The organism is Falsiroseomonas sp. E2-1-a4, from assembly GCF_051433165.1.
GTDB lineage: Bacteria > Pseudomonadota > Alphaproteobacteria > Acetobacterales > Acetobacteraceae > Falsiroseomonas.
Genome location: NZ_JBHMFS010000007.1, coordinates 1 through 13,324, shown reverse-complemented (window position 1 = coordinate 13,324; position 13,324 = coordinate 1). Strand labels below are relative to the sequence as shown.

14 protein-coding genes are annotated in these 13,324 nt (G+C 69.5%); 13 read left to right on the top strand and 1 reads right to left on the bottom strand.

Going from position 1 to position 13,324, the window contains the following annotated elements; translation table 11 throughout:
- Window positions 1-55 precede the first annotated feature (55 nt).
- From hflK to ACFHNC_RS09290, 4 genes are all read left to right on the top strand, one after another.
- Window positions 56-1,267, top strand: coding sequence for an FtsH protease activity modulator HflK (gene hflK / locus ACFHNC_RS09305; RefSeq protein ID WP_437168955.1), 1,212 nt, complete (start codon window positions 56-58; stop codon window positions 1,265-1,267).
- A complete protein-coding gene (gene hflC / locus ACFHNC_RS09300; protein ID WP_437168954.1) occupies window positions 1,264-2,292 on the top strand; it encodes a protease modulator HflC in 1,029 nt (342 codons plus the stop codon). The genes hflK and hflC overlap by 4 nt, the downstream gene beginning before the upstream one ends.
- A gap of 4 nt (window positions 2,293-2,296) precedes the next feature.
- A complete protein-coding gene (locus ACFHNC_RS09295) occupies window positions 2,297-2,494 on the top strand; it encodes a DUF2065 domain-containing protein (RefSeq protein WP_437168953.1) in 198 nt (65 codons plus the stop codon).
- A 139-nt stretch (window positions 2,495-2,633) separates the two neighbouring features.
- Window positions 2,634-4,166: a DegQ family serine endoprotease gene (locus ACFHNC_RS09290; RefSeq protein WP_437168952.1), complete on the top strand. Its 1,533-nt coding sequence runs from the start codon at window positions 2,634-2,636 to the stop codon at window positions 4,164-4,166.
- A 65-nt stretch (window positions 4,167-4,231) separates the two neighbouring features.
- On the opposite strand, the gene serB is transcribed toward ACFHNC_RS09290, so the two are convergent.
- Window positions 4,232-5,125 (bottom strand): phosphoserine phosphatase SerB, encoded by an 894-nt coding sequence (serB, locus tag ACFHNC_RS09285; RefSeq protein WP_437168951.1) that lies wholly within the window; start codon window positions 5,123-5,125, stop codon window positions 4,232-4,234.
- Between the two features lie 23 nt (window positions 5,126-5,148).
- Here serB and miaA point away from each other — a divergent pair, with 23 nt between their 5' ends.
- The 9 genes from miaA (at window position 5,149) to ACFHNC_RS09240 (ending at window position 13,322) form a co-directional block, all read left to right on the top strand.
- Complete coding sequence (gene miaA / locus ACFHNC_RS09280; RefSeq protein WP_437168950.1) at window positions 5,149-6,129, top strand: tRNA (adenosine(37)-N6)-dimethylallyltransferase MiaA; 981 nt, start codon at window positions 5,149-5,151, stop codon at window positions 6,127-6,129.
- Window positions 6,130-6,191: 62 nt separating this feature from the next.
- The gene (locus ACFHNC_RS09275; RefSeq protein WP_437168949.1) at window positions 6,192-7,994 is read left to right on the top strand and encodes an acetolactate synthase 3 large subunit; all 1,803 of its coding nucleotides are present in this window, start codon (window positions 6,192-6,194) and stop codon (window positions 7,992-7,994) included.
- A 50-nt stretch (window positions 7,995-8,044) separates the two neighbouring features.
- Complete coding sequence (gene ilvN, locus ACFHNC_RS09270; protein ID WP_437168948.1) at window positions 8,045-8,566, top strand: acetolactate synthase small subunit; 522 nt, start codon at window positions 8,045-8,047, stop codon at window positions 8,564-8,566.
- Between the two features lie 55 nt (window positions 8,567-8,621).
- Window positions 8,622-9,653, top strand: coding sequence for a zinc-binding metallopeptidase family protein (locus ACFHNC_RS09265; RefSeq protein ID WP_437168947.1), 1,032 nt, complete (start codon window positions 8,622-8,624; stop codon window positions 9,651-9,653).
- 36 nt (window positions 9,654-9,689) lie between these two features.
- Window positions 9,690-10,706, top strand: coding sequence for a ketol-acid reductoisomerase (gene ilvC / locus ACFHNC_RS09260; protein WP_437168946.1), 1,017 nt, complete (start codon window positions 9,690-9,692; stop codon window positions 10,704-10,706).
- A gap of 40 nt (window positions 10,707-10,746) precedes the next feature.
- The gene (locus ACFHNC_RS09255) at window positions 10,747-11,358 is read left to right on the top strand and encodes a hypothetical protein (RefSeq protein WP_437168945.1); all 612 of its coding nucleotides are present in this window, start codon (window positions 10,747-10,749) and stop codon (window positions 11,356-11,358) included.
- Window positions 11,359-11,401: 43 nt separating this feature from the next.
- Window positions 11,402-12,034: an SOUL family heme-binding protein gene (locus tag ACFHNC_RS09250; RefSeq protein ID WP_437168944.1), complete on the top strand. Its 633-nt coding sequence runs from the start codon at window positions 11,402-11,404 to the stop codon at window positions 12,032-12,034.
- 32 nt (window positions 12,035-12,066) lie between these two features.
- On the top strand, window positions 12,067-12,996 hold the full coding sequence (puuE, locus tag ACFHNC_RS09245; protein WP_437168943.1) for an allantoinase PuuE: 930 nt from the start codon (window positions 12,067-12,069) through the stop codon (window positions 12,994-12,996).
- Window positions 12,993-13,322: a hypothetical protein gene (locus ACFHNC_RS09240; RefSeq protein WP_437168942.1), complete on the top strand. Its 330-nt coding sequence runs from the start codon at window positions 12,993-12,995 to the stop codon at window positions 13,320-13,322. The genes puuE and ACFHNC_RS09240 overlap by 4 nt, the downstream gene beginning before the upstream one ends.
- The last annotated feature ends 2 nt before the right edge of the window (window positions 13,323-13,324 follow it).

The following is a 13,324-nucleotide window of genomic DNA, read 5'->3' as shown; positions in this document are numbered from 1 at the left end:
TCACGGAATGGGCGTGGCAATAGTCTTGGTATGTTTGCAGGAGGCCTAAAGCCCTATGGCGTGGAACAGCAGCGGCGGACCGAGCCCCTGGGGCAATCCCAGGCCCGGCGGCGGCGGCGGCCCCTGGGGGCAGCCGCAGCCGCCTTCGGGCGGCGGCCAGGGCGGCGGTGGCGGCCGCGGACCCGACATCGATGATATGATCCGACAGGCGCAGGATGCCGCCCGCCGCCTGTTGCCGCGCGGCATGGGTGGCGCCGGTATCGGCCTGCTGGCGCTGCTGCTGGTGGGCGCCTGGCTCGCCTCCGGCATCTACCGGGTGCAGGCGGATGAGCAGGGTATTGTGCTGCGCTTCGGCGCCTATACCCAGACCACGCAGCCGGGCCTGAACTACCATCTGCCCTGGCCGGTCGAGAGCGTGACCACGCCGCGCGTCACCCGCATCAACCGCATCGATGTCGGCTTCCGCGCCGCCGCCGATGCCGGCAACGTCGTCCGCCCGGTTCCGGCGCGGGACGTGCTGGAAGAAAGCCTGATGCTGACGGGCGATGAGAACATCATCGACATCGACTTCGCCGTGTTCTGGCGCATTCGCGATGCAGGATCGTTCCTGTTCAACACCCGCAACCCCGAGGCGACGGTGAAATCCGCCGCCGAGAGCGTGATGCGCGAAGTCATCGGCCGCACCCCGATCCAGCCCGCCCTGACCGAGGCGCGCGCGCAGATCGAACAGGCGGTGCGGACCGGCACCCAGGCGATCATGGACGAATACAACGCCGGCGTCGAAATCACCCAGGTGCAGTTGCAGAACGCGCAGCCGCCCGCCCGGGTGGTGGACGCCTTCATCGACGTGCAGCGCGCCGGCGCGGACCGCGAACGTGCGCGGAACGAGGCGGAATCCTACCGCAACGGCATCATCCCCGCCGCCCGTGGTGAATCGCAGCGCCTGGTGCAGGAAGCCGAGGGCTTCCGTGAAAGCCAGATCTCCCGCGCCCGCGGTGAATCGCAGCGCTTCCTTTCCGTGCTGTCGGCCTATCAGGTCGCGCAGGACGTGACGGTGCGCCGCCTGTACATCGAGACGATGGAGGAGGTGCTGCGCCGCAACCCGACCATCCTGATCGATAGCAACCTGCAGGGCATGGTGCCCTTCCTGAACCTGGACAGCGGCCGGGCAGGGCCGCTTCAGCCGCAGCGCCAGGGTGGCCAGCCGGTGCCGCAGGTCAATTCGGCACAGCCTGGCGCAGCCCGCCCGGCGGGAGCGATTCGATGAACAAGCTCGTCGCCCTCGCGGTCGTCGTCGTCGTGGCCCTGGTGGTCACGGCTTCCACCCTGTTCACTGTGCACCAGACCCAGCAGGTGCTCGTCACCCAGTTCGGCGAGCCGATCCGCGTGATCCGCGAGCCGGGGCTGCACGCCAAGATCCCCTTCGTGCAGTCCGTCATCTCCTTCGACCGTCGCCTGCTGGACTTCGACGCGCCGGCCGAGGAAATCATCCTGGGCGACCAGCGCCGCCTGAGCGTGGACAGCTTCACCCGCTATTCCATCACCGACCCGCTGCGCTTCTACCAGACGGTTGGCCCGCTGGAGGCCGGCATCCGCGCCCGCATCAACTCCGTCGTCACCTCCGCCGTCCGGCGGGTGCTGGGCAACGAGCCGCTGCTGTCCGTTCTGTCGAACGACCGGCCGCGCATCATGGGCGAGATCCGCCGCCTGGTGAACGAGGAGATGCAGGCCTTCGGCATCGAGGTGGTGGATGTCCGCATCCGTCGCGCCGACCTGCCGGAACAGAACACGGACGCCATCCTGTCCCGCATGCAGTCCGAGCGGCAGCGTGTGGCTGCCGAGGAACGCGCCCGCGGCCAGGAGGAAGCCACCCGCATCCGCGCCGGCGCGGACCGTGAACGCACCGTGCTGCTGGCTGAAGCCCAGGCGCAGGCCGACATCCTTCGCGGTCAGGGCGAGCAGGACGCGATCCGCATCTTCGCGGAAGCCTTCCAGCAGGATCCGGAATTCTTCCAGTTCTACCGGAGCATGCAGGCCTATCGGGAGGCCTTCTCCTCGGGTGAGACGCGCCTGCTGATGTCGCCGGACAGCGAGTTCTTCCGCTTCTTCCGCGAAAGCATGCCGGCCAGCCTGCTGCCGCAGGGCAGTGCCCGCCCGGCAGCGGCGGCAAGCGCGGCACCTGCCGCACCCGCCAGCCCGGCGGCGGCGCCCGCGCCGGCAGTGCCTGCGCCTGCACCGGCCCCGCCTTCGGCACCGCCGATCGTGGTGGCGCCGACGCCCGCGCCGCAATAGGCGCGTGCTTGATTTCGGCCACGTCCTTGCGGGCGTGGCCGTCGTATTGGCGGTGGAGGGGCTGTGCTACGCGGCCTTCCCCGGCGTCATGAAGGCCATGCTGGCCCGCCTTTCCACCCTGCCGGAACAACGGCTTCGGCAGGGTGGACTGGTCGCGGCAGCCATCGGGGTGGCCGCGGCCTGGATCATCGTCTCTTTCTGATCCGCCCAGCGATGCGGGGTGATAGGCTCGTCATGCCGCGATGGGCTTCCGATTCATCCGTGCCATGCCAATCTGACACCCAATGCCGCGCGGGGCTCCAAGCCCGGTGCCTATCCCATCCGAAAGAAGGTTGCCGCAATTGCGCTTTGCCCCCCTGCTGATGGTCGCGGCGCTGGCCGCGCCGCTGGCCGCCCTGCCAGCCCCGCCCGCCATGGCGCAGATCCCCCCGCCCGGTGCGCCGATGACCTTCGCGCCGCTGGCGCAGCGCCTGTTGCCGGCCGTGGTCAACATCCAGACCAGCCAGGCCGCCGCCCAGCGCCAGCAGCAGCGCCCCGGCGCGCCCCCCGGTGGGCCGGAGGTGCCGCAGGCGCCGCCTGGCAGCCCCTTCGAGGAATTCTTCCGCGACTTCCTGGAGCGCAACCGGCCGCCCGGCGGCCAGCAGCCGAACCGGCCGCAGCCGCCGACCCGCCGCGGCCAGTCTCTGGGCTCCGGCTTCATCATCGATGCCTCCGGCATCATCGTGACCAACAACCACGTCATCGACGGTGCGGATGAGATCAATGTGGTGCTGTCCGACAACTCCACCCTGCGGGCGGAACTGGTCGGCACGGATGCCCGGACCGACATTGCCGTGCTGCGCGTGCAGTCGGACCGCCCGCTGCCCTTCGTGAGCTTCGCCGACAGCGACACGGCGTTGGTCGGCGACTGGGTGCTGGCCATCGGCAACCCCTTCGGCCTCGGCGGTTCCGTCACTGCCGGCATCGTCTCCGCCCGCGGCCGGGACATCCGCCAGGGGCCGTATGACGACTTCATCCAGACCGATGCCGCCATCAACCGCGGCAATTCCGGTGGCCCGCTGTTCAACCTGGCGGGTGAGGTGGTGGGCATCAACACGGCCATCTACTCGCCCTCCGGCGGGTCGATCGGCATCGGCTTCTCCATCCCCGCCAACCTGGCGCGTAACATCGCGGCGCAGTTGCGTGATGTGGGCCGGGTGCGGCGCGGCTGGCTGGGCGTGAACATCCAGCAGGTGACGGAGGAAATCGCCGAGAGCCTGTCGCTGCCGAACGGCGCGCGTGGCGCCCTGGTGGCTCGGGCGCAGGAGGATGGCCCCGCGGCCGCCGCCGGCATCCAGGCCGGCGACGTGATCCTGCGCTTCAACGGCCAGGAGGTGCGGGAGATGCGCAGCCTGCCGCGCATCGTCGCCGACACGCCGGTGGGTCAGGAATCCCCCGTCGTGGTCTGGCGCGAGGGGCGGGAGCAGACGCTGAACGTGACGGTGCGCGAACTGCCCACCGAGGCGGCGCAGGCCGGCACGCCCAGCCCAACCCCGGATGCGCGCCCGCAGACCGTGGAATTGGCGGGCCTTGGCCTGACGATCGGCCCGATCACGTCGGAGACGCGGGAGCGTTTCAGCCTGCGCCCGGAAAGCCGCGGCGTGGTGATCACCGAAGTCTCGCCCGGCAGCCCGGCGGCGGAGCGTGAACTGCGCCCCGGCGACGTGATCGTGGAAGTGCAGCAGGAACGGGTGAACAGCCCGGCCGAGGTGCAGGCCCGGCTGGAGGCGCTGCGCCGCCAGAACCGCGCCACCGCGCTGCTGCTGATCGAAAGCGCCCAGGGCCAGCGTTGGGTCCCGCTGCGCCTGGCGGCGCCGCGTGGCAGCCCGGGCTGAGGGTGGTTGGCTGACCCTTTGAGGAACCCTCTCCCCAGTCGGGGAGAGGGTTTTTTCTTGGGCGCTCAGCCCGCCCGGAACTCCGCCCGCCGGTACCCCTGCGCGTACAGCAGCGCCAGCAGGTCCGTATGATCCACCCGCGCCCGCGCTGCGGCCGCCACGATCGGCTTGGCGCGATAGGCAACCCCCAGCCCGGCCGCGCCGATCATGTCGAGGTCGTTGGCGCCATCCCCCACCGCCAGCGTCGCCGCCATGGGCAGGCCGTTTTCCGTGGCCAGGCGTGTCAGCGTGGCGAGCTTGGCGTTGCGGTCGAAGACCGGCTCGGCCACCTTGCCCGTCAATTTGCCGTCCTCGACCAGCAGGATGTTGGAGACGTGGTGATCGAAGCCGAGCTTTTGCGCCACGCGCCCCGTGAAGAAGGTGAAGCCGCCGGAGGCCAGGCAGCAGACCGCGCCATCGGCCCGCATGGTCGCGACCAGCGTGGCGGCGCCCGGCATCATCTCCGTCGCCTGCCAGGTGGCCTCCAGCGCCGCGACGTCCAGGCCGGCCAGCATGCCGACGCGGCCATGCAGAGCCTGGGCGAAGTCCAGCTCCCCATTCATGGAACGCGCCGTGATGGCGGCGATCTGGTCCTTCAGCCCGGCATAGGCGGCCAGCTCGTCCAGCGTCTCCGACGTCACGATGGTGCTGTCCATGTCGGCGACCAGCAGGCGCTTGCGGCGGCCCTCGGCCGGCATGGCGATGGCATCCACCGGCGCATCTTCCAGCGCCGTGCGGGCGGCGGCGGCGGCGAGTTCGGCCGGGGCGTTGACGAAGGGGATATCCACCGCCTCGCCCTCCGCCAGCCAGTCCGGCGCGCCGGGATTGGCGCCGAGCGCCGACAGCGCCGCGCGGCAGCGGGAGACGAGGGCGGATTCGAGGGCGCCGGGGGCGGCGACCAGGGTCAGGATATGGGGCATGGCCCGCGCCCTGTGCCATTGGCATGAGCGCAGCACAACCGCCCGCGATCCTGGTCGCGGGTCCCACCACCAGCGGCAAGAGCGCGCTGGCACTCGCCCTGGCGGAGCGGGTCGGCGGCACGGTCATCAACGCCGATTCCATGCAGGTCTATGCCGAGCTGCGAATCATCACCGCACGCCCGACAGCGGAGGAGGAGGCGCGTGTGCCGCACCTTCTCTATGGCGTGCGCCCGGCGGCAGAGGCCGGCACCGTCGCCTGGTGGCGCGACGCTGCCTTGGCGGCGATGGAGCAGGCACGCCAGGCGGGGCGCGTGCCGATCCTGTGCGGCGGCACGGGGCTGTATTTCCTGTCCCTCACCGAGGGCCTGTCCGCGATTCCGCAGATCCCCGTGGAGGCTCGGGCGGAGGCGCGCCGGCTTGCCGCCACGATCGGCCCTGCCGCGCTGCATGCGCGGCTGGCGGCGATCGACCCGGAAACGGCCGCCGGCCTGCGCCCCTCCGACGCCCAGCGGGTGACCCGCGCGTGGGAGGTGGTGACCGGCACCGGCCGCGGCCTGCGGGACTGGCAGTCCGCCAGCGGTACCGGCCCCGCCCCCTGGCGCTTCGCCGCCCTGCTGCTGGACCCGGCGCGGGATGCGCTGCGTACCGCTATCGCCACGCGCTGGCACGCCATGCTGGGGCAGGGGGCGCTGGAGGAGGTGGCGGCGCTGGCGGCCCAAGGGCTGGACCCGGCCCTGCCGGCCATGCGCGCCCATGGCGTGCCGGAGCTGATCGCGCATCTGGCGGGGCGGATGACGCTGCAGGCAGCCTCCGAACGGGCGATCCTCAACACCGGGCAGTACACCAAGCGGCAGGCGACCTGGTTCCGGCATCACCGCCTCGCGGAGCTCACGCATAGCATCCATGCGCGCAGCGACGGTCTCTCGCAACTTTCGGAAAGAGTTTTGGCTGAATTTATGATGTTTATTGATCGCGGCGTTGACGCGGCGCAGCACGGCGCGTAAGTAGCGGCGTCAGCGGGCCTCTCACAGGCCCATCGCCAGCCCATAGGAAAGCAACCCGCCCCATGTCCGCCACCCTCCCGCACGCCGCGACGCAGCCCCTGACGATGTCGGGCGCCGAAGTCGTACTTCGCGCGCTGAAGGACCAGGGGGTCGAGGTCATCTTCGGCTATCCGGGCGGCGCGGTGCTGCCGATCTACGACGCGATCTTCCAGCAGAACGCCATCCGCCACATCCTGGTGCGTCACGAACAGGCCGCGGTGCATGCGGCGGAGGGTTATGCGCGTTCCACCGGCAAGGTGGGCTGCGTGCTGGTCACCTCCGGCCCCGGCGCCACCAATGCGGTGACTGGGCTGCTGGATGCGCTGATGGACAGCATCCCGCTGGTCTGCCTGACCGGGCAGGTGCCGACCCACCTGATCGGCAACGACGCCTTTCAGGAAGCCGACACCACCGGCATCACCCGCCCCGCCACCAAGCACAACTACCTGGTGAAGCGGTCGGAAGACGTGGCACGCGTGGTGCATGAGGCCTTCCACGTCGCCCGCAGCGGCCGGCCCGGCCCGGTGGTGATCGACCTGCCGAAGGACATCCTGATCAACAAGGCGCCCTATGTGGAGGCGCCGCCCGCGACCCAGCCGCATCGGTCCTACCGCCCGGTGACGGCGCCCGACATGGCGCAGGTGCGCAAGGCCGTGGCGCTGCTGAAGCAGGCGGAGCGGCCGGTGATCTATGCCGGCGGCGGCGTGATCAATTCGGGGCCGGAGGCGTCCCGCCTGCTGTCCGAATTCGCGCATCTCACCGGCTTCCCGGTGACGAACACGTTGATGGGCCTCGGCGCCTTCCCGTCGCAGGACCCGCAGTTCCTCGGCATGCTGGGCATGCACGGGACCTACGAAGCCAATCTGGTCATGCATGGCTGCGACGTCATGCTGAACATGGGCGCGCGCTTCGATGACCGGGTGACCGGCAAGCTCTCCCACTTCGCGCCGACCGCGAAGAAGATCCACGCGGATATCGACCCGTCCTCGATCAACAAGAACGTCAAGGTGGATGTGCCGGTGATCGGCGACGCCGGGCAGATCCTGGCGGCGATGATCAAGGTCTGGAAGGAAGACAGCCAGCCGCCGATGCGGGAGGCCCTGGCCGCCTGGTGGCGCCAGATCGACATCTGGCGCGGCAAGGACTGCCTGCGTTATGTCCAGCAGGGCAAGATCATCAAGCCGCAGCATGCGGTCAAGCGGCTGTACGAGATCACGCGCGACAGCGGGCGGGAGACCTTCATCACCACGGAGGTCGGCCAGCACCAGATGTGGGCGGCGCAGTATTTTGGCTTCGAGAAGCCGAATCGCTGGATGACCTCGGGCGGCCTCGGCACCATGGGCTATGGCCTGCCGGCGGCGATGGGCGTGCAGATCGCGCACCCGGATGCGCTGGTCATCGACATCGCCGGCGAGGCGTCCATCCTGATGAACATCCAGGAAATGGCGACGCTGGCGCAGTACCGCCTGCCCGTGAAAGTGTTCATCCTGAACAACGAATACATGGGCATGGTGCGGCAGTGGCAGGAGCTGCTGCATGGCGGCCGCTATTCCGAGAGCTATTCCGCCGCGCTGCCGGACTTCGTGAAGCTGGCCGAGAGTTTCCACGGTGTGGGCCTGCGCGCGACGGAGGAAAGCCAGCTCGACGACGTCATTCGGGAAATGCTGGCGACGGATCGTCCCGTCATCGCGGATATCTGCGTGGCGAAGGACGAGAACTGCTTCCCGATGATCCCCTCGGGCGCTGCGCATAACGAGATGATCCTGGGCCCGGGCCAGGAGGGTGGCGTCGCCGGCGTGACGGATGAGGGCAAGGTCCTCGTCTGAGCCCACGCCCGCCCCCGTCCTTACCCTCCTGCGTGAAGTGCTGAACAACCATGGCTGATGATTCGGGACAATTCCGCTCCGCGACGATCGCGGTGCTGGTGGAGAATGAGGCCGGCGTGCTGGCGCGCGTCATCGGCCTGTTCTCCGGCCGCGGCTACAATATCGAGAGCCTGACGGTGGCCCCGGTGGATGAGGATCGGCGCCTGTCGCGGATCACCGTCGTCACCTCCGGCACGGAAATGGTGATCGAGCAGATCAAGGCGCAGCTCGACCGGCTGGTGCCGGTGCACAAGGTCTCCGACCTCACCCTGGCCGGGCCTCATCTGGTGCGGGAGTTGGCGCTGGTGAAGGTGGTGGGCAGCGGCGACCACCGGGTGGAGGCGCTGCGCCTGGCGGACGCTTTTCGCGCCCGGGTGGTGGATGCGACGACCGAGAGCTTCGTCTTCGAGATGACCGGCAATGCCGAGAAGATCGATGCCTTCTGCGCGCTGATGCGCCCGATTGGCCTGGCGGAAGTCAGCCGCACCGGCGCGGTGGCGATCGTGCGGGGCAGTTCCGCACTCACGGTCTGAAACTTTGCTGGCTTCCCCGCCGTTCGCAGGGCGAACCGTTACCGGAGCCCGAGCCATGCGCCTTTTCGCCTGCCAGAGTTGCAGCAACCTGCTGCATTTCGAGAACACCGTTTGCGAGAAGTGCGGCCTGTCGCTCGGTTTCCTGCCGGAGGCCGGGCGGCTCTCCGCCTTCGATGCCGAAGGCCTTGCCATGCTGGACGGCGCTCGGAAGAAGCCCTGCGCGAATGTCGCGCATGGCGCCTGCAACTGGTTTCTGCCGGACGACGATACGGAAGATTACTGCCCGGCCTGCCGGCTGAATGAGATGGTGCCGGATTTGTCGATGCCGGAGAATCTGCCGCTCTGGCGTCGCATGGAGATGGCCAAGCGCCGGCTGATCTACACGCTGGACCGGCTGCGCCTGCCGCATGAGGGGCCGGAGCTGCGCTTTTCTTTCCTGGCCGACCTGGATGGCGAGCCGCCGACCATGACGGGCCATGACGACGGCCACATCACCATCGCCCTCGCCGAGGCCGATGATGCGGAGCGGGAGGCGCGGCGCACCCGGCTGAACGAGCCGTTCCGCACCCTGCTCGGCCATATGCGGCACGAGATCGGCCATTGGTACTTCCTGGTGCTGGTCGAGCGCGCCGGCCGGACCGAGGATTTCCGCACCCTGTTCGGCGACGAAAGCACGGACTACGCCGCGGCGCTCCAGGCGCATTACGCCAATCCACCCAACAATGACTGGCGCGGCGACTTCATCTCGGCCTATGCCGCGGCGCATCCGCATGAGGATTGGGCGGAGTGCTTCGCCCATTACCTGCACATGGTGGATAGCCTGGAGATGGCGACCAGCTTCGGCATGAAGATCAGCCCGGTGCTGGACAAGCAGGGCGTGCTGGAGACGGAGCTGGATTTCAGCCCCTACCGCGCCGGCATGGAGGAAATCCTCAATGCCTGGACGCCACTGACCATTGCCATGAATGCGATGAACCGCTGCATGGGCACGCCGGACCTCTACCCCTTCGTGCTCAGCGCGCCGGTGGCGCGGAAGCTTGGTTTCATCCACGAAGTGGTGCATCACCGCCCCGCGATGGGGCAATAGCGCCCCCAACCGGGGCAACCGAAGGAAGTTCTGACGATGCGTGTGTATTATGACCGCGATGCGGATGTGAATCTGATCAAGGCCAAGAAGGTCGCGGTCATCGGCTTCGGCAGCCAGGGCCATGCCCATGCCCAGAACATGCGCGACAGCGGCGTCGCCGACGTCGTCATCGGCCTGCGGCCCGGCGGGTCCTGGAAGAAGGCGGAAGCCGCCGGCTTCAAGGTGATGTCCCCGGCCGATGCGGCGAAGTGGGCCGATGTGGTCATGGTGCTGACGCCGGATGAACTGCAGGGCGACCTGTACCGCGACCATCTGCATGAAAACATGAAGCCCGGCGCGGCGCTGGCCTTCGCGCATGGCCTGAACGTGCATTTCAACCTGCTCGACCCGCGCGCCGATATCGACGTGTTCATGATCGCGCCGAAGGGCCCCGGCCACACCGTGCGCGGCGAATACCAGAAGGGCGGCGGCGTGCCCTGCCTGGTGGCGGTGCACCAGAACCCCTCGGGCAATGCGCTGGAAATCGCGCTGTCCTATGCCTCCGCCATCGGTGGCGGCCGTTCGGGCGTGATCGAGACGACCTTCAAGGAGGAATGCGAGACCGACCTGTTCGGCGAGCAGGTTGTGCTCTGCGGCGGCCTGGTCGAGCTGATCAAGGCGGGCTTCGAGACCCTGTGCGAGGCCGGCTACGCCCCCGAGATGGCGTATTTCGAATGCCTGCACGAGGTGAAGCTGATCGTCGACCTGATCTATGAGGGCGGCATCGCCAACATGAACTACTCGATCAGCAACACGGCCGAATACGGCGAATACGTCACCGGCCCGCGCATCATCACGCCCGCCACCAAGGAAGAGATGAAGCGCGTGCTGAACGACATCCAGTCCGGCAAGTTCGCTCGCGACTGGATGCTGGAGAACAAGGTGAACCAGGCGTCCTTCAAGGCCACCCGCCGCCGCCTGGCCGAACACCCCATCGAGGAAGTCGGCGAGAAGCTGCGCGGCATGATGCCGTGGATCAAGACCAACCAGCTGGTCGACAAGGCCAAGAACTAAGCCGCACTCTCCCTCCCCCGCCTTTGCGGGGGAGGGTCGTTTGGGGGCCCGAACCGCCATGCGCCACATCGCCTGCCTCCATACCGCCGCCTCCAACGCCCCGCTTTTCGACGCCGCCTGCCCACCGGGCCTCACGCTGCACCACACCCTCCGCCCCGACCTGCTGGCAGAGGCCGAGGCCGCCGGCGGCCTGACCCTCGCCATCGCCGCCCGCACCGCCGCAGCCATCGAGGCGCTGGCCACCCCCGGCACCCACGCCGTCCTCCTCACCTGCTCCACCCTCGGCCCGGCCCTGGCCCAGGCCCGCGCCGCCATCCCCCTGCTGCGCTCTGATGCTGCGCTGGCCGAGGCCGCGTTGCGCGGCGGCGGCCGCCTCATCGCGCTCTGCGCCGTCGAGACCACGCTCGCCCCGACCACGGCGCTGTTCGGCCCATCCTGCGAAACCCGCCTGGTGCCCGGCGCCTGGGCCGCCTTCCGCGCCGGGGACGCGCAAACCTACGCTCGGATCATCGCTGCCGCGGCCGACGCCGCCTTTGCCGAGGGCGCGCGCTGCGTGGCCCTCGCCCAGGCCAGCATGGCCCCCGCCGCCGCGCTGTGCCGAAACGGCACGCCGCTGGCCAGCCCTTCCGCCAGCCTGGCGGCGCTTGCGTGAGGCGCACGCCGCGCCACATCCGAAGGCCAGCCTGGAGCATCCCATGCGCAACCGCCTCGCCGCCGGCGCCACCGCCCTGTTGCTCGGCGCCTGTTCGGTGGTGGGCGTGAGGTCCGGCACCGAGGAACCGCGCTTCGAATTGCTGGAACAGCCCAACGGCCTCGAAATCCGCCGCTACGCCCCGCGCCTGGCGGCGGAGACGGAGGTGGTGGCGGATGAGGCGGCCAGCCGCAGCGAAGGCTTCTCCCGCCTCGCCGGCTACATCTTCGGCGGCAATCGCGGCAGCGCGCGCATCGCCATGACGGCGCCCGTGGCGCAGCAGCCGGTGCGGATCGCGATGACGGCGCCGGTCGCGCAATCCACCACGGCCAGCGGCCACCGCATCCGCTTCTTCCTGCCCGCCGAGCTGCGCGACCCGCCCGTACCGAACGATGCCCGCGTGCGGGTGGTGGAGGTGCCGGCGGAGACCTATGCCGTGCTGCGCTTCACCGGCAGCATCAGCCCGCAATCGGTGGCCGATGCCCAGGCGCGGCTGCGCGCGGCGCTCGGCGATACCGGGTGGCAGGCTTCAGGCCCGCCCACCGCCTGGTTCTACGACCCACCCTGGACCATCCCGGCGCTACGACGGAACGAGGTGGCGGTGCCCGTGACCCGGCGCGTCACCACAACCCCTTGACCATGGTGCGCTGCACAGCGGATTCTGTGCCGATGACCAAGCTCGCCGCCGAGACCGACTACCCCCGCGACTTCGCCGGCTACGGCGCCACCCCGCCCGACCCGCGCTGGCCGGGCGGTGCGAAGCTCGCGCTGTCCTTCGTGCTGAACTACGAGGAGGGCGGCGAGAACACTGTCCTCAATGGCGATGCGGGCAGCGAGTTGTATCTGCACGAAGTCCCCGGCGGCACGCCCATCCTCGGCGAGCGCAACCGCACGGTGGAAAGCCAATTCGACTATGGCGCGCGGGCCGGCGTGTGGCGGGTGCTGCGGCTGTTCGCCGAACAGGGCTTCCCGCTGACCATCTACGGCGTCGGCCGCGCACTGGAGCTGAACCCGGAGGCCGCCCGCGCCTTCGCCGAAGCGGGGCATGAGGTCGCCAGCCATGCCTGGCGCTGGATCGACTACCACAACATGGACGAAGCGACCGAAGCCGCCGAGATCGCCCGCTGCGTCGAGACGATCACCCGCCTGACCGGCACGGCTCCTGTCGGCTGGTACACGGGGCGAATTTCGCCGCGCACCCGCACCCTCGTCGCCCGCCATGGCGGCTTCCTGTATGACAGCGACGCCTATGACGACGACCTGCCGCATTACGTGACGGCGGAGGGGCGGCCGCACCTCGTCATCCCCTATACCCTCGACAACAACGACATGAAGTTCGCCGTCCCGCCGGGTTTTGCCGGGCCGGATGGGTTCGAGCGGCATCTGACGGACGCCTTCGACCTGCTGCTGGCGGAAGGCCGGGCAGGGCAGCCCAAGATGATGTCGGTGGGGCTGCATTGCCGCATCGTTGGCCGCCCGGGCCGCGCCGCCGCGCTGCGTCGCTTTCTGGCGCATGTGGCACGGCACAAGGACGAGGTCTGGGTAACGCGCCGCGCCGATATCGCGCGGCATTGGTGGAAGGAACACGCCCCGGCATGAGGCGCCTCGCTTTGCTCTCGGTTCTGCTGGCCGCCGGCTGCGCCAGTGAGCCGACAACCGGCGCCCTGCCGCGCACCGACCGCGCCCTGCCGCCGCCGACCCTGTCCGAAGGCCCGGCCGGCGCGCGCTGCGCCGACCATGCGGCGGCGCTGCCGATGCTGGTGGGCCGGCCGGAGTCTCAGGTACGCAGCGCACTGGCCGCGATGCCCGGCATTCGCAGCATCCGCCTGCTGGCCCCCAACCAGCCGGCGACGCGGGATTTCCGGGTCGATCGGGTGGGCGGGGTGGTGCGGGATGGGGTGGTGGAGAGCCTGGCCTGCGGCTGAGC